This window comes from Streptomyces adustus, from assembly GCF_009377175.1.
Taxonomy (GTDB): domain Bacteria; phylum Actinomycetota; class Actinomycetes; order Streptomycetales; family Streptomycetaceae; genus Streptomyces; species Streptomyces adustus.
The window spans coordinates 41,488-64,161 of sequence record NZ_VJZD01000022.1 but is presented as its reverse complement, the minus strand read 5'-3'; the positions used below and the strand labels follow the sequence as shown (position 1 = coordinate 64,161).

Annotated in this window: 19 protein-coding genes and 5 pseudogenes; 14 read left to right on the top strand and 10 right to left on the bottom strand. The window is 68.4% G+C overall.

Annotated elements, in window-relative coordinates; all coding sequences use genetic code 11:
• Positions 1-282 precede the first annotated feature (282 nt).
• Complete coding sequence (locus FNH09_RS08240) at positions 283-1,563, bottom strand: IS701 family transposase (protein ID WP_162468256.1); 1,281 nt, start codon at positions 1,561-1,563, stop codon at positions 283-285.
• Between the two features lie 53 nt (positions 1,564-1,616).
• Here FNH09_RS08240 and FNH09_RS08235 point away from each other — a divergent pair.
• Positions 1,617-2,321, top strand: a pseudogene (locus FNH09_RS08235) (IS5 family transposase); the annotation flags it as partial.
• Here FNH09_RS08235 and FNH09_RS08230 read toward each other — a convergent pair.
• Positions 2,304-2,828 carry a hypothetical protein gene (locus FNH09_RS08230; protein WP_152886085.1) on the bottom strand — a complete coding sequence of 175 codons (525 nt, stop codon included), beginning with the start codon at positions 2,826-2,828 and terminating at the stop codon, positions 2,304-2,306. The pseudogene FNH09_RS08235 and the gene FNH09_RS08230 sit on opposite strands and share 18 nt — an antisense overlap.
• A 384-nt stretch (positions 2,829-3,212) precedes the next feature.
• A pseudogene (locus tag FNH09_RS08225) lies at positions 3,213-4,456 on the bottom strand (IS1380 family transposase); the annotation flags it as partial.
• 99 nt (positions 4,457-4,555) lie between these two features.
• On the opposite strand from FNH09_RS08225, the gene FNH09_RS08220 reads away from it, so the two are divergent.
• Positions 4,556-5,308, top strand: coding sequence for a hypothetical protein (locus FNH09_RS08220; RefSeq protein ID WP_162468255.1), 753 nt, complete (start codon positions 4,556-4,558; stop codon positions 5,306-5,308).
• Positions 5,309-5,438: 130 nt separating this feature from the next.
• On the opposite strand, the pseudogene FNH09_RS50090 reads toward FNH09_RS08220, so the two are convergent.
• Positions 5,439-5,579, bottom strand: a pseudogene (locus tag FNH09_RS50090) (IS5/IS1182 family transposase); the annotation flags it as partial.
• Between the two features lie 174 nt (positions 5,580-5,753).
• On the opposite strand from FNH09_RS50090, the gene FNH09_RS08215 reads away from it, so the two are divergent.
• Positions 5,754-6,206, top strand: a complete 453-nt coding sequence (locus FNH09_RS08215) for a hypothetical protein (protein WP_152886084.1) — start codon at positions 5,754-5,756, stop codon at positions 6,204-6,206.
• Positions 6,207-6,311: 105 nt separating this feature from the next.
• Here FNH09_RS08215 and FNH09_RS08210 read toward each other — a convergent pair whose 3' ends face one another.
• The gene (locus FNH09_RS08210; RefSeq protein ID WP_152886083.1) at positions 6,312-6,710 is read right to left on the bottom strand and encodes a hypothetical protein; all 399 of its coding nucleotides are present in this window, start codon (positions 6,708-6,710) and stop codon (positions 6,312-6,314) included.
• Positions 6,711-6,803: 93 nt separating this feature from the next.
• On the opposite strand from FNH09_RS08210, the gene FNH09_RS08205 reads away from it, so the two are divergent.
• Positions 6,804-7,400: a hypothetical protein gene (locus FNH09_RS08205; protein ID WP_152886082.1), complete on the top strand. Its 597-nt coding sequence runs from the start codon at positions 6,804-6,806 to the stop codon at positions 7,398-7,400.
• Positions 7,401-7,595: 195 nt separating this feature from the next.
• Here the strand turns inward: FNH09_RS08205 and FNH09_RS08200 are convergent, their stop codons facing one another.
• On the bottom strand, positions 7,596-8,432 hold the full coding sequence (locus tag FNH09_RS08200; RefSeq protein WP_152886081.1) for an alpha/beta fold hydrolase: 837 nt from the start codon (positions 8,430-8,432) through the stop codon (positions 7,596-7,598).
• A 256-nt stretch (positions 8,433-8,688) separates the two neighbouring features.
• On the opposite strand from FNH09_RS08200, the pseudogene FNH09_RS08195 reads away from it, so the two are divergent.
• The 9 genes and pseudogenes from FNH09_RS08195 (at position 8,689) to FNH09_RS08155 (ending at position 18,297) form a co-directional block, all read left to right on the top strand.
• Positions 8,689-9,607 (top strand): annotated as a pseudogene (locus tag FNH09_RS08195) (pirin family protein).
• A gap of 70 nt (positions 9,608-9,677) precedes the next feature.
• Positions 9,678-9,959 carry a GNAT family N-acetyltransferase gene (locus FNH09_RS08190; protein ID WP_338017510.1) on the top strand — a complete coding sequence of 94 codons (282 nt, stop codon included), beginning with the start codon at positions 9,678-9,680 and terminating at the stop codon, positions 9,957-9,959.
• 337 nt (positions 9,960-10,296) lie between these two features.
• Positions 10,297-11,478 carry an MFS transporter gene (locus FNH09_RS08185; protein WP_338017509.1) on the top strand — a complete coding sequence of 394 codons (1,182 nt, stop codon included), beginning with the start codon at positions 10,297-10,299 and terminating at the stop codon, positions 11,476-11,478.
• 162 nt (positions 11,479-11,640) lie between these two features.
• On the top strand, positions 11,641-11,961 hold the full coding sequence (locus tag FNH09_RS08180) for a LuxR C-terminal-related transcriptional regulator (RefSeq protein WP_162468254.1): 321 nt from the start codon (positions 11,641-11,643) through the stop codon (positions 11,959-11,961).
• Positions 11,961-14,714, top strand: coding sequence for an ATP-binding protein (locus FNH09_RS08175; RefSeq protein WP_152886079.1), 2,754 nt, complete (start codon positions 11,961-11,963; stop codon positions 14,712-14,714). Before FNH09_RS08180 ends, FNH09_RS08175 begins: the two co-directional genes overlap by 1 nt.
• An 83-nt stretch (positions 14,715-14,797) precedes the next feature.
• On the top strand, positions 14,798-15,562 hold the full coding sequence (locus tag FNH09_RS08170) for an alpha/beta fold hydrolase (protein WP_152886078.1): 765 nt from the start codon (positions 14,798-14,800) through the stop codon (positions 15,560-15,562).
• Between the two features lie 126 nt (positions 15,563-15,688).
• Positions 15,689-16,897, top strand: a complete 1,209-nt coding sequence (locus FNH09_RS08165; RefSeq protein ID WP_238426537.1) for a sugar ABC transporter substrate-binding protein — start codon at positions 15,689-15,691, stop codon at positions 16,895-16,897.
• Between the two features lie 36 nt (positions 16,898-16,933).
• Positions 16,934-17,143 (top strand): hypothetical protein, encoded by a 210-nt coding sequence (locus FNH09_RS08160; RefSeq protein WP_152886077.1) that lies wholly within the window; start codon positions 16,934-16,936, stop codon positions 17,141-17,143.
• 164 nt (positions 17,144-17,307) lie between these two features.
• On the top strand, positions 17,308-18,297 hold the full coding sequence (locus FNH09_RS08155) for an AraC-like ligand-binding domain-containing protein (RefSeq protein WP_152886076.1): 990 nt from the start codon (positions 17,308-17,310) through the stop codon (positions 18,295-18,297).
• A gap of 620 nt (positions 18,298-18,917) precedes the next feature.
• Here the strand turns inward: FNH09_RS08155 and FNH09_RS48290 are convergent.
• Positions 18,918-19,178 (bottom strand): annotated as a pseudogene (locus FNH09_RS48290) (amidohydrolase); the annotation flags it as partial.
• A gap of 455 nt (positions 19,179-19,633) precedes the next feature.
• Here FNH09_RS48290 and FNH09_RS08145 point away from each other — a divergent pair.
• Positions 19,634-20,605, top strand: a complete 972-nt coding sequence (locus tag FNH09_RS08145) for an alpha/beta hydrolase (RefSeq protein ID WP_152886075.1) — start codon at positions 19,634-19,636, stop codon at positions 20,603-20,605.
• 181 nt (positions 20,606-20,786) lie between these two features.
• Here FNH09_RS08145 and FNH09_RS46645 read toward each other — a convergent pair whose 3' ends face one another.
• From FNH09_RS46645 to FNH09_RS08135, 3 genes are read right to left on the bottom strand one after another with little or no spacing between them, the layout of a single operon-like run.
• Positions 20,787-20,945: a hypothetical protein gene (locus FNH09_RS46645; protein WP_156110808.1), complete on the bottom strand. Its 159-nt coding sequence runs from the start codon at positions 20,943-20,945 to the stop codon at positions 20,787-20,789.
• Between the two features lie 14 nt (positions 20,946-20,959).
• Positions 20,960-21,502, bottom strand: coding sequence for a low temperature requirement protein A (locus tag FNH09_RS08140; protein WP_152886074.1), 543 nt, complete (start codon positions 21,500-21,502; stop codon positions 20,960-20,962).
• 14 nt (positions 21,503-21,516) lie between these two features.
• Positions 21,517-22,512, bottom strand: a complete 996-nt coding sequence (locus tag FNH09_RS08135) for an FAD-dependent oxidoreductase (RefSeq protein ID WP_152886073.1) — start codon at positions 22,510-22,512, stop codon at positions 21,517-21,519.
• Positions 22,513-22,674: the final 162 nt, after the last annotated feature.

Sequence of the window (22,674 nt, the reverse complement as noted above, 5' to 3'; positions counted from 1 at the left end):
CAACAGCCCCCGCACATACGCCTGCCCCCACCGCCGCTGATCCGCACGGAAGAACCCGTCGAACAGATCCGCCGCGAACGCCTCCAAGTCCTCACGGACCCCGGCCATCTCCTCAGGTGTCACACCATCCCAACGACACCAACCCACCAGCAGACACTCCAACCACGAGTGAATCTGACCAAGCCCTACTAGGACTCCGTTAGGTCTATCTCGATCTTGGTGTCGTGTGTGCTCTGGCTGGCAGGGTTTGGTGGCAGGTGGTGCAGACACCGGTCCAGCACCTCAAGACGTCCTGGAGGGCGTCGAGGACTTGGTAGAGGGTGAGACCGGTGCGGGCGCTTTTGGGGCCAGGCGCTGTTCGGTGAGGAAGGCGTGGGCGGCGGTCACGAGGGTGACGTGGTGGTGCCAGCCTGGCCAGGACCGGCCCTCGAAGTGGTCCAGGCCCAGGCCGTGTTTGAGTTCGCGGTAATCGTGCTCGATGCGCCAGCGGACCTTGGCCAGACGGACCAGCTCGGCTATGGGGGTGTCGGCCGGCAGGTTGGACAGCCAGTAGTCGGTGGGTGCGTCGGCGCTGGCGGGCCATTCGATCAGCAGCCAGCAGTCGGGCAGGACCCCGTCCCACCAGCCCTGTCCGGCGGAGGCGGCAGCCTTGATGGGACGCTCGACGGCCTTGCCGGCCGGGCGGACGCGCACGGCGGCGAAGCGGGAGCGTAACGCCCCGCGCGAGCCGTTCCGCCAGGCGAGAGGGGTGAATGCCTCTTGTCCGAGGCCGGCGGCCAGGGCTGCCAGCGAGGGTGCGGTCTGCCGGTAACGCGGCTGGGGCCAGCAGCCGACGGGCCCGTCGCGGGCCGGGGTCACGGGCTTGGCGTCGAAGGAGTGGGCACTGACATCCGAGCGGACGGCGAGGACGTAGGCAAGTCCTCGCTCGGACAGCGCGGTCCGCAGGTGGGCGTTGGTGCCGTAGGCGGCGTCGGCGACCACGGCCGGCGGTGTCATGCCCCAGGAGGCGAGGGTGTCGAGCATGTCCAGGGCCAGGCGCCACTTCTCGCGGTGTGTGGCCTCGGGCGGGATGCGGGTGAGGGCCCGACGGTCGGTGTCCGAGGCCCACTCCTTTGGCAGGAACAGGCGCCACTGCAACGGGCAGGAAGCGGTATCGGTCGCGGCGTGGATGCTCACCGCGACCTGGCAGTTGGCCCGTTTGCCCAGAGCCCCGCAGTACTGCGGCGCCACCGCGACCGACATCCTCCCGTCCTTGGGCACCGACACATCGTCGATCACCCAGGCCACCGGGTTGATCAACGGCAGCATCCGCTCGCAGATCCGCCGCTGGACCGGCACAGGATCCCAGGTCGACTGGTTCACGAACTGCTGCAGGTTCTGCTCGTTGCCGTCCGGCAGTCGTGCGGCCATTGCCTGGATCGACTTGCGGCGACCGTCCAGCATCAGTCCCCGCAGATAACAGTCGCCCTTGGCCCGCTGGTCCTTCCGCGGCACCGACGCGAACACATCAGCGACGTATAACGCCAACACCGCCCGGACACGGTTCACTTCATGTGCGTCCACACACCCAACATGCTCTTGATCAGCACCGATAGAAAGACCTAACGGAGTCCTACTACGTGGTCCGGACCGGGTCTGCCTGGCGGCAGTTGCCCAAGGATTTCCCGCCCTGGCCGACGGTGTACTGGTACTTCACCTGGTGGCATGACGACGGCACCGTCGAGCGGGTCCACGACGCTCTGCGTGGCCGGGTACGAGAAGCCGACGGACGCAAGCCGAAGCCGAGCGCCGGGCTGATGGACTCGCAGTCCGTCCGCACCGCCGACACAGTCTCGTCCGCCACCAGGGGTTTCGACGCCGGCAAGAAGGTCAAGGGCCGCAAGCGGGTCATCGTCACCGACACCATCGGACTGCTCCTGGCCGTCCATGTCGTCGCGGCGAGCGTGCAGGACCGTGACGGCGCCAGGCACCCGCTGCTGTGGACCCGACTCGACCACCCGAGCGTCCGCAAGATCTGGGCGGACCAGGGCCTCGCCGGCCGCCTGGTCGACTGGACCGCCAAGATCCTCGGCCGCGAGCTGGAAATCGTCCGCAAGAACCCCGGACAGCGAGGCTTCCAGGTCCAGCCCAAGCGGTGGGCGGTCGAGCGAACGTACTCGTGGCTCACCGCTCATCGCCGCCTCGCCCGGGACTACGAGACAAGCCCCGCCCATTCGGAAAGCATGATTCGCTGGGCGATGATCGGCATCATGGTCCGCCGCCTCACCCGGGGCCGTCCCGCCACCCGACCAGGGCCGAAGCCGCTACGACGCGTCTCCTGAATCGGTCCAGGCCAAGGGTTCTGGGAATGACCTATAGGCGGATGCCAGCAGCCAGGCCTGCCCCGGCGCGTCGAGGGAGGACTCCGGAGCGTGGAATCCAAGGCTTACCCCGGCCTTCGTACGGATGGAACGTTGGTCATCGAACGTCAATATGCTCTCGAACATCCAGGTGCATCCGCGCGCTTCGAGACGGGCGGTGACCATCTCCCAGGGGAAGGGGCCGGAGGGCCGGCCGGTCGTAGCGCGGCCGAAGGCTGGAACGCGGAACCTTCCATCCGTATCCGCATCGAATCCGACGAGCTCCACCCGACCCTCGGAGGAGACCCACACTTCAAGACTCCCGTCCTTGAAGCCCGTCGGGCCCTCGGCCGTTTGCTCTCCGGGTGAGAGCAGCCCGGTCTCACCGCCCAGCAGACGATCGGCTTCCCCGCCCGACATATCGCGCCAAAGCCCTAAAGTCTTACCGGTAGCCGCGAAGGAAACGATCATGTCGAGCACGGTATCCACCGCCGGAGGCTACAGGACCGGTGCCCGTCACAAGACAGCACTCACCCAGATCTCAAACACGGTCTGATACCTGGATGGCGTCCCGCGTCGTGGTGTAGGGGATCAAGCGTTGCGCGTTCCGGTACCAGGCTCCAGGTGATCTTCGCTGAGCCAGTGGTCTACAAGGCGCCCTGTTGGGCGAGTTGAGGGCCCGGTTGCGCGGAGCCACCACCGCCGACCTTCGGATTCCGGCGACTTGATCGGCTACACCACCCGGTGGGACGGCACCGATACCTGCCGCACGGCGACCACCGGACCATCCCGCACGGGAACGGCCACCGTCGACGCAGCGAGCGTACGGGCGAAGAAAAAGGGGCCCAACTGGAGTAGTTGATCGCCCTCGCGTCGCAGGCGCAGGCGGCGGGGCTCCCACAGGCGGGCGGGGCCGGTGAGGGCGAGCAGGGGCATCCAGGCCAGGAGGTCCAGGGCGATCTGGACGATCTCCAGCCGGATCTGGTTCTGCGCGGTGTCGTGGAGCGGGAGGTTGCGCAGGCCGGTGGCGCGGGCGGCGCGGATACGGTCCTCGGCGCGGGCCCGCTGGCGGTGCCGTAGCTCCAGCTCGGCGATCGCGGTGTTCTTGGTGTTGGTGGCGAAGCAGGTCAGGCGCATGCCGTCGGCGTCGGTGAAGCGCAACTGAGCGCCAGGGTGCGGCCGTTCCTTGCGCACGATCAGCCGCATTCCGCCTGGCCCGCCCTTGAGGCAGTCTCCGTCGAGTTCGGCCGCCCAGTCGCCGTGGCGAATCTCGCCGTCGGGTTCCACGGCCGGCGTCCAGGCTGTTGCCGAGACCTTCAGGACAGCGGCGTGGGTGGCGTCGGCGATGGTCATTCCGATCGAGTAGGACAGCCACCGGCCGCGGGCGGCAAGCCAGCCCACGAACTCGTGGGTGCCCCCGGCCGAGTCGGTGCGGATAAGCGTCCGGCGTCCGCGCCGGTACTTCTTCGGCAGCTGAGCCAGTGCGAGCCGGGCGGCTTCGGTGTGGTCCGCGGCGGTGTTGCTGCCCGCGTTCCCGGGCCGCAGGAGCCCGGCCACCGGTTCCCCGGACCCGCCCCGGCCGTGGTCGACGAACCCCATCAGCGGGTGGTGCCCAAAAGACTTCTTCGAGGTCGCGGCCGCATCCTGTTTCTCGGAATGCGCGATCACGAGCACCCTGTCCAGGTCCACGATCACCTGCCTGGCCACGTCCGGCGCCGCCTCACCGGCCAGCTTCCATACATGTTGGCGGACTTGAGCGCTGGCCTGCCGCAGTGCGGTCAGCGCACGCTTTCCGCCCGCTGCCAGCGTGTCGATCAGCCGGGAGACCGTGGGGTCGGAAGCCACCGGTCCGAACACCGCCGGTTCGGCCCGCAGCATGCCCACGTCTGCCAGGCAGTCCCCGCCCAGCGCGACCGCGAGCGCCACGTCCAGCAGGATCTTGCCCGGATCACGAACGCTCGTGGCTTGCGCCACGGCTCCAGGGCCGCCGATATCGCCTGATCCATACCGATTTTACGTGCCATTTCCACCAGCAGCACGCCACCGGCATGGGAAACCACCCCGCGACCACCGCTTTCAGTACGGACACGCGGGTTGGACCCGATACTCTTCTTCACCTGGAGAGTGCTACTTTCCTGCGACGACCTGGACCCTAAGGGCTGTCCTGCATCGGTCCCGGCGGTCACTCTTGAGGCGGCCGGGGACATGATGGCCTCGTGACGAACAGCCCGCAGGCACCCCCGGCCCGGATCCCGGGCTATGACGGCGGCCTCTTTCAGCACCAGCCCGGACTCCTCGACGAGCACCTGTTCTGGCTGGGCCACCTGCACAACTACTACTCCGAGAGTGAAGAGGCCGAGGAACTCGTAGGCGGTACGGACGAGCAGGAGGTCGGAGCCCTGCAGTCTCGGCTGCTGGGAGGCGACACCTGGCCCGTCTTCACGGTGCCGCTCGCCGGTGATCATCGCCTGTACGTGGTGTATCGCGCCTTCGAGGAGGACGAGGGCATCGACTACCTGCTGCACCACCCGGACTGGAACGAGGCCGAGCACCTCGCGCAAGACGAAGGGCACTTCATGGGACCCGGCCTGTCCTGGGCCGAGCTGACCGCCGCGGCGGACAATCGTCTGCCCGGCGGCAGCACCACCGATGCTCACGCCCGACTGTTGCTCCTGCTACCCGCGTTTAGCGATGATGCAGTGCCGGATAGCGCCGTTGAGCGCCTGACGGCAGCGTTGCGCGCGTGCACCCGGGTCGAGGCGCCCGAGCGACTCGCCGCGGCACTCCTGGAGGATCAGGGGCCGTGCGGTCCCGCGCACTGGACCAAGGCCGAGGGCGGCTACCTGATCAATGACGGCGACTACTCTTTCCGTAACCCCGCCAACCGCTTCGCCTGGCCCGCCGCGCGTCTGGCCCGAGTCGCCACCGCTCTGAACCCTCCAACGGAACCATCGAGGGACGAAGAGTAGATCTGCAGGAAGCAGCGCCCGATCGCACCAGTCACGACCTGGAAAGCTCAGGCCGTGACTGGTGTGATCCGTGACCTCGGGCCGAAGCTGGCCCTGCAGCCCCGCCGGAGGTTCGCCAAGGACGCCGTGCCCGCTCGGTCAACCGCAGCGAACGCGGACGGCCCCGCAATGTGCCGTCGCCACCGGGTTCCCGCACCACGGTGAGCAGTGTGCGAAGCGTCACCCGCAACCCGGTGAACGTCTCCACCCACACCCGATCAGCCCTTAACACCCCAGCCGTACAAGGGAGATACCCAGCTCAGAGCCTTGCGCAACTCCCTATAGGAGCCGTCAGCGCGCTCCCTGTCAGAGGCCGGAACTCAACGTAGGCCCTGTTCTGCTCCGGAGGCTGACCAGTGGCTGAAATTGGTTGCGATGAGGGATTGGTTAGCGCTGGAATCGCGGCATGAGCAGAATCGCTGAAGTCATCGTGCTGGCGCAGGACGCGGACGCAGTCATGGAGCCGCTGACTCGCCCGGACGACACACGCACCTGGCGGGGCACCTTCTACGAGATGAGACCTGGTGGGAACTGGGGGTTTGGCTGGGGTGCGGAGTTCGTACGGATGCACTCACGGTCCGGGCTGCTGAAGCATCTGGAGTCCTTGCCGTGGCCCCGGCCAGAGACAGTGCAGGTGCTGATCCACGACGAGGAGGACAACTGCTTCGGTCTGTGGATGATCCACGACGGCACGCTGGTGGAAATCCCGCTTCCGCGAACCCGGCGGGCCTACTGGAACGGACCGCACAACGAGGAATACCCTCCCGATCCCGGAATCCTTAGCCGGACGGACTGCGGTCCCATCGAATGGCCGGAGGAGATCGAGGGCGGCGACCAGTCCCGGCCCCCTGCCTGGTGAACGCATTCAGATGCGGAGCCAGTTGACGACGGCTGCGGCCGCAGCAATGCCCAGGCAGACGCAGGATCGCTCGTCGTACCGGGACGCCACGGCACCAACTGTTCGCTACCCGGAGGCGTCGTCGAAGGCATGGGCGTCGCGGCTGCTGACGAGGTGGTGGGTGCCGTCTCGTTGACGCAGGACGTGGGCTGGGCAGTCCACGACTTCCGCTGGAGTGAGGACTTTGAGGTCGTCAGGACGTAATAGAGTCGTCAGGACGTAATAGAGCGGAGTGGGCGCGGTGCACCGGATCCGCTGGTCTGCCCACGCCCGGCGCAGGCACCCGGACAGCACCTGACCTACGGATACGACCCGCCACAGGCTTTGGCCGCCGCACTTGCCGTAATGCGGCCAGGAACTCCGGCCGACGGCGACGATGTACGACCTCACCCGCTCGCCCCAGTGCAGGTACCGCACGACCGGCGAGCGCGTCGTCGCGACCGGACCCTCGTTCCACACGGGCATGGGCACGGCAACCTTGCGGACGGCCCGCCGTGCCGACATGCACGGTTACGGGTGAGCGGGCACGCTGCCGGACAGATAGGAGATGATGCGAGCATGCCAAATCGCCGCACTCTCTCGATCTTCGCGCTCGCCCCGACCGTGCTCGTGGCGGCCTGGGCCCTGACGGCCTGCGGAGCGCGGGCCCAACCCGTGGCGGCGGCCAGCACCACTCCCCTGCGGTCGTTCACGCCCTGGCCCGAATGCGCCAAAGGGGCGGTCGACAGCGCGCCCCCGTCGTCGTCACCGAAAGCCGCGGCACCTGCTCCAGACGGCGGCACGGCTGCGGAGAACCCGCACTTCGACGAGAACCACGCGTACCGCATGTCCGCGGAACTCGCCCCGGAGAACCGGGCGGCCGGGGAGGCCAGCGTGCGCCTGATCCGCCCGGCCCTGGAAGCGATGCGCAAAGACCGGCAGTTCACCGAGAAGGACGTACGGGCCGTCCTGGCCAGGTGGGACTGCGGCGCAGACAACGGGCTCGCGGTCTTCTCCGAGGCTCCCCAATACAAGCGGGTGTCGCTCTCCTTCTACAACGGTCACGCCTGCGTCTCCGCCGTGATCACCCCGCAGGACGTAGTGACCGAGGTGTACGGCATCTATGCCGAACCAGCCCCGGCCGGTCCGTGCGTGGAGAACCCGGGCGGACACTGAACCAACACCTTGGGCACACGGCCAGCAGCCCAGGCAACGGATGAACCACTTCGCTGCGCCGAACTCGACCAGCTCGGCATGCACTGGTGGCCGCGGGAACGTCTCCGATCACGCCGGCGCCGTCGTGATCCCCGTCCCCGGCGATCACGACGGCAGCCTCGGTCCGCAGGCCCGTCGCGCGGGCCTGCGGCCGGGTCACTTCCCCAGGAAGGCGAGGAGCGCGGAGTTGACCTCTTCCGCATGAGTCCACAGCAGCCCGTGCGGGGCGCCCTCGATCTCCACGTAGTCGGCGGACGGCAGCACCTTGTGGAAGGGGCGCGCGGTCCCCTCGACGGGGAGGATCCGGTCGCCCGTGCCGTGCAGGATCAGGGCCGGTACGTCGATGGCCGGGATGTCGGCCCGGAAGTCGGTGTACCACGTCGACGGCGCGGCAGCCGCGGCGAAGAAGCCACCACCAGCCGCGACGTTCCAGCTGTTGCGTACGGCCTCCTCGCTGATCCTGGTACCGAGGTTCTCGTCGAGGTTGTAGAAGTCCTTGTAGAAGTCCGTGTAGTACGCGTAGCGGTCCGCCTTGACGGCCGCGACGACGCCGTCGAAGAACTCCTTGGGAGCGACCCCGTCGGGGTTGTCGTCCGTCTTGAGCAGGTAGGGCTCCAGCGAGGCCAGGAAGGCGACCTTGGAGACACGGGCGGTGCCGTAGGCGGACACGTAGCGGGCGACCTCGCCGGTGCCCATCGAGAAGCCGACCAGGACGGCGTCCCGCAGGTCGAGGGTCTCCATGACCGTGTTCAGGTCCGCCGCGAAGGTGTCGTAGTCGTAGCCGGTCGTCGGCTGGCTCGACTGCCCGAAGCCTCGGCGGTCATAGGTGATCACGCGGTAGCCCGCGTCCAGCAGCACGGCACTCTGCCGCTCCCAGGAGTGGCCGTCGAGCGGGAATCCGTGGATGAGGACGACCGGCTGCCCGGTGCCGTGGTCCTCGTAGTAGAGATCGATGGTGGTGGAGTTCTCCTGACCAACAGTGATGTAAGGCAAGGTCTAGTTCCTTCGCTCGGAGTGACTGGCGCGCGACATTCGCCGCACGGGATGTCAGCACGCTAGGGCGAACGTTCCGCCCCCTGTTGCCCACGAGCGCACCGCTCATTGCCTGGCAGCGCCCGGACGTAAAACTGTCTCGACACGCTGCACGCCAAGCTCTTCGAAGGCGCCCGTCGCCTGCGCCTCTCGCGGGCGCGGACGGACCACTGGTGATGCGCCGGCAGACAAGACGCCTCCGCCGGCGGTCCCTAAGGTGCTGTCCACGCCTGCGGTCGATCGCCGGCTCGGACGCCGCGAGCGCCGGTCCGCGCTGCCGCAGCGGGCTCGCACGCTGATCGGTGCCTGGTGCTTCATCGACCACTACGGCCCGGACGACGTCGCCCGCACGGGCGGCATGGACGTCGCTCCCCATCCCCACACCGGCCTGCAGACCGTGCGCTGGCTGTTCAGCGGGGAGCTCGAGCACCGCGACAGCCTGGGCAGCCACGCGTTCGTACGGCCCGGTGAGCTGAATCCGATGACGGGTGGGTACGGCATCAGCCACTCGGAAGTCTCCACCGTCAGCACGACGATCCTGCATGGCGTCCAGTTGTGGGTGGCTCTGCCCGAAGAGCACCGGCACACCGACCGCGACTTCCGGCACCACGTACCGAACCCGGTCCGGATGGGCGGTGCGGAAATCAGGGTCTTCCTGGGATCCCTCGCCGGTGACACCTCCCCTGTGCACCCCTTCACCCCCCGTACACACCTTCACGCCCTTGCTCGGAGCCGAACTCGTCCTCGACCCGCGCTCCACGACCACACTCCCCGTTGATGCCGGCTTCGAGCACGGCCTGCTCGTCGACCAAGGGGAGGTCCGCATGACCAGAACCCTCCTGCGCGCGGCGGAGTTGGGCTGTCTCGGCACGGGGAACGACACGCTGACTCTGACGAAAGAGACGGACGCTCCCGCTCGGGCAGTTCTGCTCGGCGGGACGCCGTTCGAAGAACCGATCGTCATGTGGTGGAACTTCAGCGGACGCACCCACGAAGACATCGTCGAAGCCAGGCAAGCCTGGGAGAACGCATCCGACCGCTTCGGCAGCGTCGACGGTTACGACGGCGATCGCCTTCCCGCGCCCGCCCTTCCGAACGCCACCATCGCGCCGTGCAAGAACCCGGCGCGCCACTGAAAGGCTCACGACGACACAGCCCGCCGCCGCTCCGACGGTCCGGCAAGTCGATACCAAGCACCGCTACGAAATCCTCATCGACGGCAGGACCGCCGGTCCTACCGCATACCGCGACCATGGTGACCAGCGCGTTTTCCACCACACCGAAATCGATGACGCCATCGCCGGGCAAGGCCCGGCCTCGTTCCTCGTCCAGCAGGCGCTGACCGACGTACGTGCCTCCGGGAAACGCATCGTTGCGGTCTGCCCCTACGTGGCGAAGTTCCTCAAGAAGCACGACGAATTCGCCGACACAGCCGACGCCGTGACCCCCGAGGCCCTGCGGTGGCTGAAGACCGCGCCGGCGCACTGACCGGCCGACCTCGACCTCGCAGTGCCGTGCAAGTCATCCGGTTCACGCCCTGCGCTTCGGCCGCCGCGGGCGGGCCGTGAGCCACCAGCGGTACGACTCTGCGGGGCTTATCTCTGATTGAGATGACTGACATCCCGAACCATCGCCTCGGATGAGGAATCACTGGGGGCAGAACGACGCTTCTGCCTGTGTGACGGCATCGAGGAAGCTGCCGGCCACCCGCAGCACTTCCACCCACGCCGGTCTTCCGGCTTGCCCCGTCAAGAAGGTGCACATGTCCGCCGCATCCGAGCTCCAGAACTTGCGCCGGTCGGCAGCCCCAGCGGCCCCTCACGGCGTGCCGGGTTGGCTGGTCGCGCTCCTGGCCGTCGCCTCCGGCATGACCGTCGCCAACCTCTACTACGCCCAGCCACTGCTGTCCTCGCTGAGCGGTGTCTTCCACACCAGCACGGCCACCGCCGGCACACTGATCACGCTGACCCAGGTCGGCTACGTGATCGGCATGCTCTTCCTGGTCCCCCTCGGCGACCGGCTGGAGAAGCGCAACCTCATCACTGTCCTGCTGACGGTCACTACGCTCGCCCTCGTGGCGGCGGGACTCGCCACCAGCTTCCCCATGCTGCTGATCGCCTCGCTGGTGAGCGGCGCCACCTCGGTCGTCGCCCAGATCCTGGTGCCCTTCGCCGCCAGCCTCGCTCCCGACCACGCCCGCGGCCGCGTCGTCGGCCGGGTGATGAGCGGCCTGCTCACCGGCATCCTGCTCTCCCGCACGCTGAGCAGTCTGGTCTCGGACCTCGCGGGCTGGCGTGTCGTCTTCCTCGGCTCCGCCGCCCTGATGGCCGTGCTCGCCATGGCCCTGCGCGCGGCCCTGCCCCGGCACGCGCCGACCACCACCATCCCGTACCACCACGTGCTGCGCTCCACCGTCCGGCTGGTGCGCACGCACCCGGTACTCCTACGCCGTGGCCTCTACCAAGCGGCGATGTTCGGCGCCTTCAGTGCGTTCTGGACCACGGTCTCCTTCGTCCTGACCGGTCCCCGCTTCCACTACTCCCCGGTCGGGGTCGGCGTGTTCGCCCTCGTCGGCGCGGCCGGAGCGGCCGTCGCCCCGTTCGCCGGGCACTGGGCCGACCGGGGACTCGTACGCCCCATGACCGGCATCGCCTTCGTGGTCGCCGCCCTGGCCTTCGTGCTCGCCGGGTTCGGCGGACACAGCGTCGTACTGATCGCCCTGGCCGCGATCCTCATCGACACGGCCGTGCAGACCACCCTCATCCTGAGCCAGCACACCGTCTACCAGCTCGACCCGGCTGCCCGCGCCCGCCTCAACAGCGCCTTCATCGCCATCTTCTTCGTCGGCGGCGCGGTCGGCTCGCAACTCGGCTCCGTCGTCTATCACTCCGGAGGCTGGATCGCCCTGACCGCCCTCGGCGCGGCCCTCCCCTTCATGGCTCTCCTCTACTGGACCACAGAGCGCCGACAGCGAGCGGCGGCGCAGCGGGGTATCGCGAGCCTGTGATGCCGGCCGGCATCAGGGCGGGGCGTCGGGCAGCCCGCAACCCGCGGTTCCCGATCCTGGCAGCGTCAGTCACGCACGCCCGGGACTGCCCGACACCCGTGCCCCACCTCGAGCGGGCACTCGCCCTCTGCTCCCGGGCGGTGACCCCGAGGGGTCCTCTAGGTGCGGCCGGAACTGACCGCCCCGGAGGCCGCGCTGATCCGGCTGGTGGCCGACGGCCTCACGAACCAGCAGGTCACGCGCTGCCTCTCGATCCCACCGCACACCGTAAGCTCGCACCTGTGGTTCGCGCTCACCAAGCTCAATATCGCCTCCGGGGTCGGACTCGCCCGCCTGAAAGCCGCCCGCGAGCGCGCAGGGTGGCCGCTTCGCATTGCACGCTCTCGGAAGAAGGGATCCACTGCCGAACGGTGCGGCCGCGCATCGGCATGGGGCGGATCCTGGCTCCGGCCGGCGAGTGCGGGCCGGAAGGGGCGTAAGTGATGGGGTCAGGCGAATCGCTGACGCGTAGCGGTCTGCGCGGCCGAGAGGCCGAACTCGAACAACTTCAAGCACTGATCGCCTCGGTGGCCCGCACCGGAAGCGGCGGGTTGGCCCTGATCCAGGGGGAACCGGGCATCGGCAAGACCACGTTGCTCGCCGAGACCGTCACCAGGGCCAGGGCGGCGGGATTCTCCGTCGGCCTCGGCAAGGCCGACGAGCTGCACCACATCGTGCCCCTCTCGTCGTTGGCGGCCTGCGTCCTGCACGGCGACCAGCCGCTGCTGTCCGACGACGCCTTCGCCGATCTCGCGCGGAATCAGGATCAGCGGATCTGGCTGGTGGAGCGCCTCGCGGAGGCGATCGAAGGCAGAGCCTGCAGTGCGCCGGTGCTGATCGGCCTGGACGACGCGCAGTGGGCCGACCCGCTGAGCCGGTTTGCCCTGAAGCAGCTCCCGGCACGCCTGAGGACCTCGCCGGTCCTGTGGATGCTGGCCGGGCGCCTGGATCCCGCCGGACCGGCGGAAGAGATCGTCGCGGCCGCGGCCGACGGACTTCCGACGGTCACTGTGCCCTTGGCGCCGCTGTCCGGCGCGGCCATCCGCCAGCTGGCAGCCGACACCTTGGGAGCGGCCGTTGACGAGCGGATACGGCACCTGCTCGACGGGGCCGGAGGGAACCCGTTTCTCGCGGTCGAGATGCTCGCGGGACTGGACAGCCCCGAGGCCTCGGGGGATCTCGTGCCCTCGACGCTCGTGCTGGGTGTGCGCGGCAGACTCAAATCCCTGCAACCCAGCACCCTGCGCTTCCTTCAGATGGGAGCCGTGCTGGGGCGCAGGTTCGGCTTCCACGACGCCGCCGCGCTGTACGGCCAACCGCCCGCCATGCTGATCTCGGCGCTCGAGGAGGCGGTGCGCTCCGGACTTCTGGACGACGACGGCGACCAGCTGGTCTTCCGACATGATCTGCTGCGCCAGGCCGTCTACGTCGACGTGCCGCCATCCGCACGAAAGGCTCTGCATCGGGAGGCTGCCGGCCGCCTTGTGGCCGCGGGCCACCAGCCGATCGACGCGGTGCCGCACATCCTCAGGGGCGCTCTGCCCGGGGACGAGGAGGCCGTGGCGCTGCTGCGGCGAGCCGCCGAGAATGTGCAGCCGGTCACGCCGGGGCTCGCGGCCGACCTGATGACGCGTGCGCTCGAACTGGTGTCGCCCGCACGGCCTTTGAGGTTCGAGGTGGGTGAGCAGACGATCCTCTGCCTGACCCGGGCCGGCAGGAGTCGAGAAGCGCTGTCGATCGGTGACCGGCTGCTGGCCTGCCGACCGTCGCTGGAGGTGATCAGCCGGCTGCAGGCCGCCCTCGGTGCGACGCTGTGGAACCTGGATCTCGCCGATGAGCTGCGCCGCCGGGCCGAATCGGCCCTCGCCGTCGGAGGCGCCGCTCCGGAGGCCGCGGCGAGGCTGGCCGCCCTGCGGGCGCTGGCTCTGTCCCGGGGCCAGGATCTCGCCGCGGCCCGTGAGGCCGGCGAGACCGCGCTGCGGGCCGCCACCGCGATCGGTGACCGGGAGGCGCACGTCCTGGCCCTGTCCGGGCTCGGCGAGATCGCGCAGAACGCGGGTGAGAACGCCGTCGCTCTGGAGCGCTTCGCCGCGCTCAGCACCATCGATTCCGCATTTCTTCCCGAAGAGATCGTCGCGCACCTGCATATGGACGACTTCGCGTGCGGCGGACGACTGCTCATGCAAGCAGCGGACAACGCCGGGACGATGCGTCAGGCGATGATGCTGTGGGCACAGGGCCAGCACGATCTGGGGCTCGGTCGGCTCGACGACGCCGACGCCGACTTCGCGACCGTGGAGCGCCTGGAAGACGACGTACAGGTACCCGTCCAGCAGGTGAACGCTCGCGTGATCCGCTCCCGGATCGCTCTGCTGCGCGGCGACCGGGAAGCGGCGCGGGAACACCTGGTGGCGGCGCGGGAAAGGCTGTTGGTCAAACCGAACCCGGGCAATACGGCCGCGGTGCGCTTCCTGGAAGCCGTCCACGCCGAGGCCGACGGAGACTTCGGGCTTGCCGTCGACAAGATCCGACAGGTGCAGCGAGAAGGTGTCTTCATGCGTTGGCGGCTGTTGCGCGACTGGGTCGACTCCGCGATACGCATGGCCCTGCGCGGTGCGGATCGGGAGCTCGCCGAGGACCTGGCCGCACAGGCCGAGACACACGCCGAACGGAACCCCGCCACGCCGACCGCCACGGGTATCGCTGCCCAGGCCCTTGGGCTCGCCAAGAACGATCTCGCCCTCCTCGAACACTCTGTGGCACTGCTCAAGGCAAGCCCGCGCCCGCTGGTCCGCGCCGCAGCGTACGCCGATCTCGGACAGGCACTCCTCGCAGCGGGCCGAAACCCCCAGGCAGCGGCCGCCCTGACGCAGGCTCACGCCATGTTCGCCGAGTCGGGCGCCCACGCCGCGGCGGCCCGCCTGCGGCCTGACCTGGACGGCGCGGGGGCCGGCAGCGGAAGGATGGTGACCAAGCAGCGCCCCGTCCAGGGATGGGGCGCCCTCACGGCCTCGGAGAAGAAGGTCGCGCGCCTGATCGCCGAGGGTCACACCAACCGGTCGGCCGCCGACATGCTCGTCGTCTCACCGCATACGGTCAACACACACCTGACCTCCGTCTTCCGCAAACTGGCAGTGAACTCCCGGGTCCAGCTCGCCAACATGGTCATGGCCGTGCCCGACGCCGACCGGTCCTGAGGATGATTGGTACGTTCACGCGATGCCCCTCCGCGCCTGAACCCACTTGGCTGGGACAGCGAACTCAATCGGAGGGCACCGTCATGCCACCTGTCCCCCCACGGCCGACCATCGTGCTCGTGCACGGGGCGTTCACCGATGCCTCGTCCTGGGCGGGGGTCATCAGCCTCCTTCACGCTGCCGGTTCGACCGTGCGCGCCCCGGCGAATCCGCTGCGCAGCCTGACGCAGGACGCTGCCTACATCAGGAGCGTGGTCGCCGACATCGGTGTCCCTGTCGTGCTGGTCGGCCACGGCTACGGCGGCGCGGTCATCACGCACGCCGCCACCGACGCCGACAACGTCGTGGCGCTGTGCTACGTCGCGGCGTTCGGCCTCGACGCCGGCGAGTGCGTCCTGGACATCACAAGCCGATTTCCCCCCATGCCGGCGACCGACGCGACCTTCGCCGCCGACCTTCCGGCGCAGCTTCCCGGCGGCCCGGACAGCGAGCTCTACATCAGCGAGGAACGGTTCCCGGAGGTGTACGCGGCCGACCTGCCGCCCCATCTGAAGAAGGTGATGTCCGTGGCACAACGCCCGATCGCCCACAGCGCGCTGACCAGCAGATCGGGCGCGCCGGCATGGGCCGTAAAGCCGTCCTGGTACGCCATCGCGACCGCAGACCGGATGCTCAACCCCACCGCTCAGCGCTTCATGGCACAACGCATGGCGGCCACCGAACACCTGCTGGACGGCTCACACGCCGTCATGTTGTCGCATCCCGACGCCGTGGTGGCGATGATCCGGGAAGCCGCCGGACAGGGCACCGGTCGCGGCGACGGCAACGAGCTTCGACAGCCCCTCTGAGCAGGGGAAAGGGGTGGTCAAACGTCTTCGTACAGAGCCCTATAACATGCGTCGGAGACGTCCCTCGGCAAAGGCATCAGCATGTTCTCACTGGCCAGACCGCCGGCGCGGCGGATCGACGCCGCCTTGACCGGAACCATCGCCCTGGCACTGGCCGCCACCGGGTGCGGTGGCGGAACCGGCACCGGGTCCGCCACCAGCGAGGTCACGTCCATCACGGCGCTCGACTACTACACCGACGCATCCGAACACAGCCAATGGGGCGAGATACTCACCGCCTGCGGCAGGACCGCCGGCGTAAAGGTCGAGCAGACGAGCGTTCCGACGGCGTCGCTCGTCCCCAGGGTCCTGCGGCAGGCGTCGTCGCGCACCCTTCCCGACCTGTTGATGCTGGACAACCCCGACCTGCAACAGATCGCGCAGACCGGCGTGCTGACCCCGCTGGACCAGTACGGCATCGACTCCAGCGGCTTCGCCAAGGGCATCCTGTCGGCGGGCACCTACCAGGGCAAGGTGTACGGTCTCGCGCCCGACGTCAGCACGGTCGCCCTCTTCTACAACAAGGACATGCTCGCCAAGGCCGGTGTCGCCGTGCCGAGGAGCTGGGACGAGCTGAAGACCGCTGCGGCCAAGCTGACCCGTCCCGGGCGCTATGGCATGGCGGTCGACGCGAACGCCACGTTCGAGAGCAGTTGGCAGTTCCTGCCCTTCCTGTGGTCCAACGGCGGGGACGAGAAGCAACTGGACACCCCGCAGGCCGCGCAGGCACTCCAGCTGTGGGTCGACCTGGTGAAGAGCGGCTCCATGTCGAAGTCGGTGCTGAACTGGACGCAGGCCGACGTCCACGACCAGTTCGCCAACGGAAAGACAGCCATGATGCTCAACGGTCCGTGGCGGATCCCGGCCCTGAACAAGGACGAGAACCTGCACTGGGGAGTGGCCTCCGTCCCCGTTCCCCGGACCGGGCAGACCCCGGTCACGCCGCTCGGCGGTGAGGTGTGGACGGTTCCGCAGAGCCCTTCCAAGGCCCGGCAGGAGAAGGCCGCCCAGGTCCTCGCCTGCCTGAACGATTCCTCCAGCATGCTCGCCCTGGCCAAGCAGCACTTCACCGTGCCCTCCCGCTCCACCGTGGCCTCCCAGTACGCCGAGCAGGTCCCGTCGATGGCTGCCTTCGTCCAGAGCGTGGAATCGGCGCGGCCCCGTACCGCCAAGCTCGGCGTCAAGTGGCCCAAGGCGGCGACCGGGATACACACCGCGATCCAGGCCGCGCTGACGGGCGAGCAGACACCGGAGGAAGCCCTCAGCCATGCCCAGCAGATCGCGACCAGTAACTGACCCGGCCCGGGCGCGTTTCTAGGAGCGGCTGGCCCCGTGGATGTACATCGTGTCCGCCGCGGCACACCTGCTGCTGTTCTTCGGCTGCCGATCACCCTGGGCATCTACCAGTACATCGATGCCCACACGAACCAGTGGAACGCCATCATGGCCACCACAGTCATGGCGTCCGACCCAGCCGCCGTCATGCTCATCGTCGCTCGGCGCTACGCCGCCGCCGGTGCCACCGGCGGAGCCATCGAGTGAGAGGCGCCTCGGTCCGTCACCCTCGGCCGATCTAGCGGATTCACGCGATGTGCCGGCGCGGGCCAGCTGGCACGGTGTTCCGGTAGGAACGGCGGTTCTTCGGTTATCGGGCTGTCCGGTGACCGGATCCGAACCGCCTGTCGATGACGTTCTCAAGGGGCCCCATGTCCGTCGTCCTTTCCACCGCGGAGCTGTCCGCAGCCGACCGCAGCGAGCGCTGGCATGAAGCGGTGTCCCGGACGTTCGTACCGCTCGATGTCAATATCCTGGAGGAAGATCCGTCACCAGGGAGGATCGTCACCCATCAATTGGGTGCCACACAGGTGTCGGACGTCCAGGCCGGCTCTCAAGAGGTGACGCGCAGCAAGCGCCTGATAGCCAGGGACGGGAAGGAATACCTCATCCTCACGCTTCAGCGCAGAGGAAGCGCCGTCAAGGAGCAGGACGGGAGAGAGTGCCTGATAGAGCCGGGAAATTTCTCCATTTCTGATTCGTCTCGCGTGTTCAGAAAGAAAGTTGAGGGCGATTTCCGCTTCACCTCCTTTCAATTCCCTCGAAAGGAGCTACGCGTGCGGGACGAAGACCTTCACGCGTCGACTGCGAGTGCGTTCTCGGGTCGTGACGGAGGTGCCGCACTGGTGGCGACCTATTTTGCGCGCATGGCGCGCGAGGCGGCGGGCTTCGACGAAGTCGTCGGCCGCCAGTTCGTCGCCACCGGGCTCGACCTGCTGGCGCTGGTCATCAACGAGCGGCGCGGCCGCTTCAGGCCGCAGGCTCCTGAGACCGCCACGGCCATGATGGCGCGAGTGAAGGACCACATCTTGCAGAACCTCTCCGACCCGCACCTGTCACCCACCGCGATCGCCGCCGCTCACTTCATTTCGGTGCGCTACCTGCACAAGTTGTTCCAGCTGGAGGGAACCACCGTCGGGGAGTGGATCCGGGCGGAGCGGCTGGAGCGGTGCCGTCGGGATCTTCTGCGGTCCCCGGCTCGGGGACTCGGGGTGGCGACCATCGCCCGACGCTGGGGGTTCGTGAGCCCCAGCCATTTCAGCCGTGTTTTCCGTGCTGCTTACGGCATGTCACCTCGCGACTGGCAGATTCACGGCCTGTCCGGTGAGCAGCGCACGGTTGACCCCGACTATTCAGCGTAATTACGTCAGGTGGCGGCTTGACAGCAGGATGGTGTGGCTGTCCTGCAAGGACGCAGGTGTCGTGTGCGGCTTCGGTGAAGGAGTCGGGGCACCTTTCCGGTGATCGAGCATCTGGAATGGGTTTCCTAGGAGTCAAAGGCCATTGACGAAGGTGCTCGTTGCCGTTACAAGCAGCGGGAGGCAAACCACCGTGAAGTACGGGAAGGCTCGCTTTCCGGTGACTCTCGAAGTGATCGTCGGCGGTGCATATCCGGCGGGGTCATACAGTGCATCGAGCTCCTCACCCGAACGCACGGGGGTCCGAAAGCTCCCCTTCTTGAACTGGTAGACGTTTCCGTCAGCGTGCGTATAGATGAGGGCGATACAGGTGGCAGTAATCACCACGTAGGCCCAGACACTCTGGGTACTCATCCCCCCGAAAGAAAGCGTCAACCGGTAGCGAAGACTTCATTGCTGAGGTCGGATCTGGTGCGCGAGTCAGGACACTTTTCTGGTGGTCGAGAGTACAGGGTGGGACCGTCGGCTGTCGGTGGGGGCGGATGGGAAGAGGCTGGTCGGGCATGCCGGAGTAGTCTTGCTGCGCCAGTGTGCGGACCGCACAGGGCTGACGGTCTCTCTGGCTCCAGTACGTAGTTGAGCCCGCCTCGGATGACATGCAGATGCGTGTCGTTGAGGCCTGGAACCATCCGGCGGCCGAGGGCCTCGACCACCTTCGTGTCCGGGCCGACGTGGGAGGCGACGTCGTTGTCGTCACGGACGACCGTGACGACACCGGCACGGATGGCGATCGCCTCGGCCTGCGGGCGGACCAGGTCTCCGGTGTGGATCTTCGCGTTGTGGACGACCGGGTCCGCGGCGTTGTCGGTGGCGTGGGGAACCAGCCCACCGACGGGCGTGGACTCCTTTCGGCAACCTTCTGCGGGATGAACGGCGTCGATTGCGCTTGCGTCGGCATCGACTTCCCTGTGTGTGAACAGCGACGAAAGGAGAGCATCGGAGGATGCGCGACGACCGCGTCCCAGCCTCGACCTATCCGCTCTCCGGGCGATAACTCCGTGCGCTGCAAAGGTCCGGACCCGGCGACTCTCGACTGCTGTGCCGTCACGCTATTTCGAGCCGAAGCGTCGGTGTATCCCCAGCAGTGCACTGGATACGTTCCGACAGTGCACTGCCTTGTCCTGCGCTGTCGGGACAGCTCCAGTGCGCTCGTGGACAATTCCCGCCGCCTGTGCGCGCCTAGCATCGCGATTGGCGACTCCACGGACCTCTGCGCCTGCCGGGAGCCGCCTCACCTCGCCGGAGAGACCGGCGCATCACATCAACCCGGGAGATTCACATGTCCGACGCCGTCGCACCGGTCCAGCCGGTCCTGGAGCCCGCCGCAGCCGCATTCGCCGAGGCCACGGCCAACCCGCCCTACCTCTTCGACCTCCCCCCGGCCGAAGGCCGCAAGGCGGTCGACGAGGTGCAGTCCGGCGAGCTCGACAAGCCGGCGGTCGACGAGGAGTGGATCACCGTCTCGGGTGGTCCGACGGGCAGTGTCCGGGCCCGCATCGTCAAGCCTGCCAACGCCGAGGGCGTCCTGCCGGTGATCCTCTACATCCACGGCGCGGGCTGGGTGTTCGGCAACGCCCACACCCACGACCGTCTGGTGCGCGAGCTCGCCGTCGGCGCGGGCGCCGCCGTGGTCTTCCCCGAGTACGACCTGTCCCCCGAGGTCCGCTACCCGGTCGCCATCGAGCAGAACTACACGGTCGCCAAGTGGGTCGTCGAGCAGGGCTCGTCCAAGGACCTGGACGGCTCCCGGCTGGCCGTGGCCGGCGACTCCGTGGGCGGCAACATGGCCGCCGCGCTCACCCTGATGGCCAAGGAGCGCGGCGGGATCCCGCTGGTCCAGCAAGTGCTGTTCTACCCGGTGACCGACGCGAGCTTCGACACCGGCTCCTACCACCAGTTCGCCACCGGGTACTTCCTGCGCCGCGACGGCATGCAGTGGTTCTGGGACCAGTACACGACCGACGAGGCCGAGCGCGCCCAGATCACCGCGTCCCCGCTGCGCGCCACCACCGAGCAGCTCACCGGTCTGCCCCCGGCCCTGGTCATCACCGGCGAGGCCGACGTGCTCCGCGACGAGGGCGAGGCCTACGCCAACAAACTGCGCGAGGCCGGCGTCCCGGTCACCGCGGTGCGCTTCCAGGGCATCATCCACGACTTCGTGATGCTCAACGCGCTGCGCGAGACTCATGCCGCCGAGGCCGCCATCACGCTGGCCACCGGCGTCCTGCACACGGCGCTCCACGCGGGCTGACACCACGCACCGCCCTCACCTCCGTCCCGGCCCGAGGAGGTGGCCAATCCGATCGGTACGGCGGTACGAACGATGGGCCGACAAGGCGACGTTGCGGCCGCGCGGAGAGACTTCCTGTACGGGGTCCGTCCGCGCGGCCCTTTCGTCTTGGCCCGCCCCGGGATCCTGCCGTGGAGGCTGGTCACCGACGGGGCACCGTGACCACCGCGCCCAGTGCCGCCGTCAGCACACCGGCGAGCAGCGCGGGTGCCGATGACCAGGCGGCCAGCAGGACCCCGACCACGGCAACGGGGAACGCAATCCACTCGGCCCAGCTTCTTTGGTGTGGCCGCAGGTCCACGACCCAGACCGTGATCAGGAAGACTGCCGCCAGAACAGTGACCGCACGAACAGCAGTTCCACCCAGCCGAGTTGACACATCGCCACACCGGCGGCGGAGCGTAGCGCGGTCCTGCGTCTGACGGAGTCGGACAGTGCGGCACGCAGCCACGGTGCGGCCAACGCCGTACGCAGCACCACGTACCCGAGCGTGATGACGCGCAGAGCCCTGTCCTCGAACGCGCGGCGTACACCGGCGGCGGCGAGGACGAGTGCCCCCGTGATCTGCACGGGCACCGCCAGTCGGTACGTGACGTCGTCCGGGTCGTAGGCGGACGCGAACCATGTGAAGTTCATCCACGCCCACCAGATGGTGAAGAAGACCAGCGCGAAGCGCAGCACGCCATCGGCGAAGTCCCCCCGCGTCAGCGTGCCGTGCAGGCTCGCGGACGCCTGCGCCACCACCACGGCGAAGCACAGGTCGAAGAAGAGCTCCAGGGACGTGGCGGACCGGTGCTGCTCGTCAGAGCTTCGGCCCATCATGGTGCGCCAATGCCCGGCGACCGGGTTCGTCCGCATGGTCGAGGCGCGGCTCAGCGGAGGGCTCCCAGGGCCGCCTCGATGGTCCGGTGGAAGGTGGGATAGGTGTAGATCATGTGCCGAAGCCGGTCGACGGATACCTCGGCATGGACGGCCACGTTCAGCCCGTACGGCACCCCGCCGCCCATCGGCCCCGCCGAGGTCGCACCGATCAGCACGCCCCGGTCGGCGTCCTCGAGGAGCTTGATGAACCCTTCGTTGCCCGGCCCGTGGATCCAGCCGCGCGTGGAGGCGGCGACAGTCACCACGCTGGTGCGCAAGCGCAGCGCCTTCTCCCTCGCCTGTCGCTCCGTCAGGCCGACGGCGCCGATCTCCAGATCGGTGAACGTGACGCGAGGCAGCGCCCGGTAGTCGGCGGCGGGTCCGGGCTGCCCGAGGATCTCCCGGACGGCGATCTCGGCCTGATACATCGACACGTGGGTGAAGGCGACCCGGCCGGTCATGTCGCCGACCGCCCACAGTCCCTCCCCGGCCTGCATCCGCCGGTCCGTCGGAACGACTCCCGCCGCCGGATCGAGCCGCACCGTGTCCCCCGGCACCGGGGGAATCCGGGGCCGGGTGCCGGTGGCCGGCACGACACCGCGCCGGGCCTCGAAGGTACGGTCGCCGATCGTCACACGTCGCGGCCCGGCGAGGCGCCCCGTCCCCAGGACGAGCCGACCGCCTTTCGCCGTGAAGCGGTCTGCGGCCACCTTGTCGTTCCAGTCGTCGGTGGCCTCGTCACGGATCCGTCCGGCGACCCTGGCCCAGTCCGGAGTCGCGACCGCTTCACCGGCGAGGGCGGACGCCCGCCCCACCTCGGCAAGCAGGTTCCCGGCCCGGATCATCATCTTGCTGGGCACGCACCCCCAGTACGGACACTCGCCTCCGACAAGTTCCGACTCGATCCCCACCACGCCCAGTCCCGCTTCGGCCAGCGTGCCGGCAACGTACTCGCCGCCCGGCCCCAGCCCGACGACCACCACATCCGTCCGCTCGTTCGCGCTCATGCCTCTCCTCGTTCCGCCAGCTCTTTGGGCATGGGCTGTTCCGCCGACGCTAGAGCGGCCGACGGAGGACCCGAGTCCGCCGACGCACGGATACTTGCCCGAGCGCGAACACCGAGGACAAGGACCAGCGAAGTGCGCTGGCGGGCGCCACCGCATGCGCTA

Bases quoted from the DNA above. Each gene is read 5' to 3' on its own strand.
- FNH09_RS08145 (WP_152886075.1), top strand. From the start codon at position 19,634: ATGTCCGACGCCGTCGCACCGGTCCAGCCGGTCCTGGAGCCCGCCGCA.
- FNH09_RS08215 (WP_152886084.1), top strand. From the start codon at position 5,754: ATGAGCAGAATCGCTGAAGTCATCGTGCTGGCGCAGGACGCGGACGCA.
- FNH09_RS08135 (WP_152886073.1), bottom strand. From the start codon at position 22,512: ATGAGCGCGAACGAGCGGACGGATGTGGTGGTCGTCGGGCTGGGGCCG.
- FNH09_RS08175 (WP_152886079.1), top strand. From the start codon at position 11,961: ATGGGGTCAGGCGAATCGCTGACGCGTAGCGGTCTGCGCGGCCGAGAG.
- FNH09_RS08155 (WP_152886076.1), top strand. From the start codon at position 17,308: ATGTCCGTCGTCCTTTCCACCGCGGAGCTGTCCGCAGCCGACCGCAGC.
- FNH09_RS08140 (WP_152886074.1), bottom strand. From the start codon at position 21,502: ATGCGGACGAACCCGGTCGCCGGGCATTGGCGCACCATGATGGGCCGA.
- FNH09_RS08170 (WP_152886078.1), top strand. From the start codon at position 14,798: ATGCCACCTGTCCCCCCACGGCCGACCATCGTGCTCGTGCACGGGGCG.
- FNH09_RS08205 (WP_152886082.1), top strand. From the start codon at position 6,804: ATGCCAAATCGCCGCACTCTCTCGATCTTCGCGCTCGCCCCGACCGTG.
- FNH09_RS08210 (WP_152886083.1), bottom strand. From the start codon at position 6,710: ATGCCCGTGTGGAACGAGGGTCCGGTCGCGACGACGCGCTCGCCGGTC.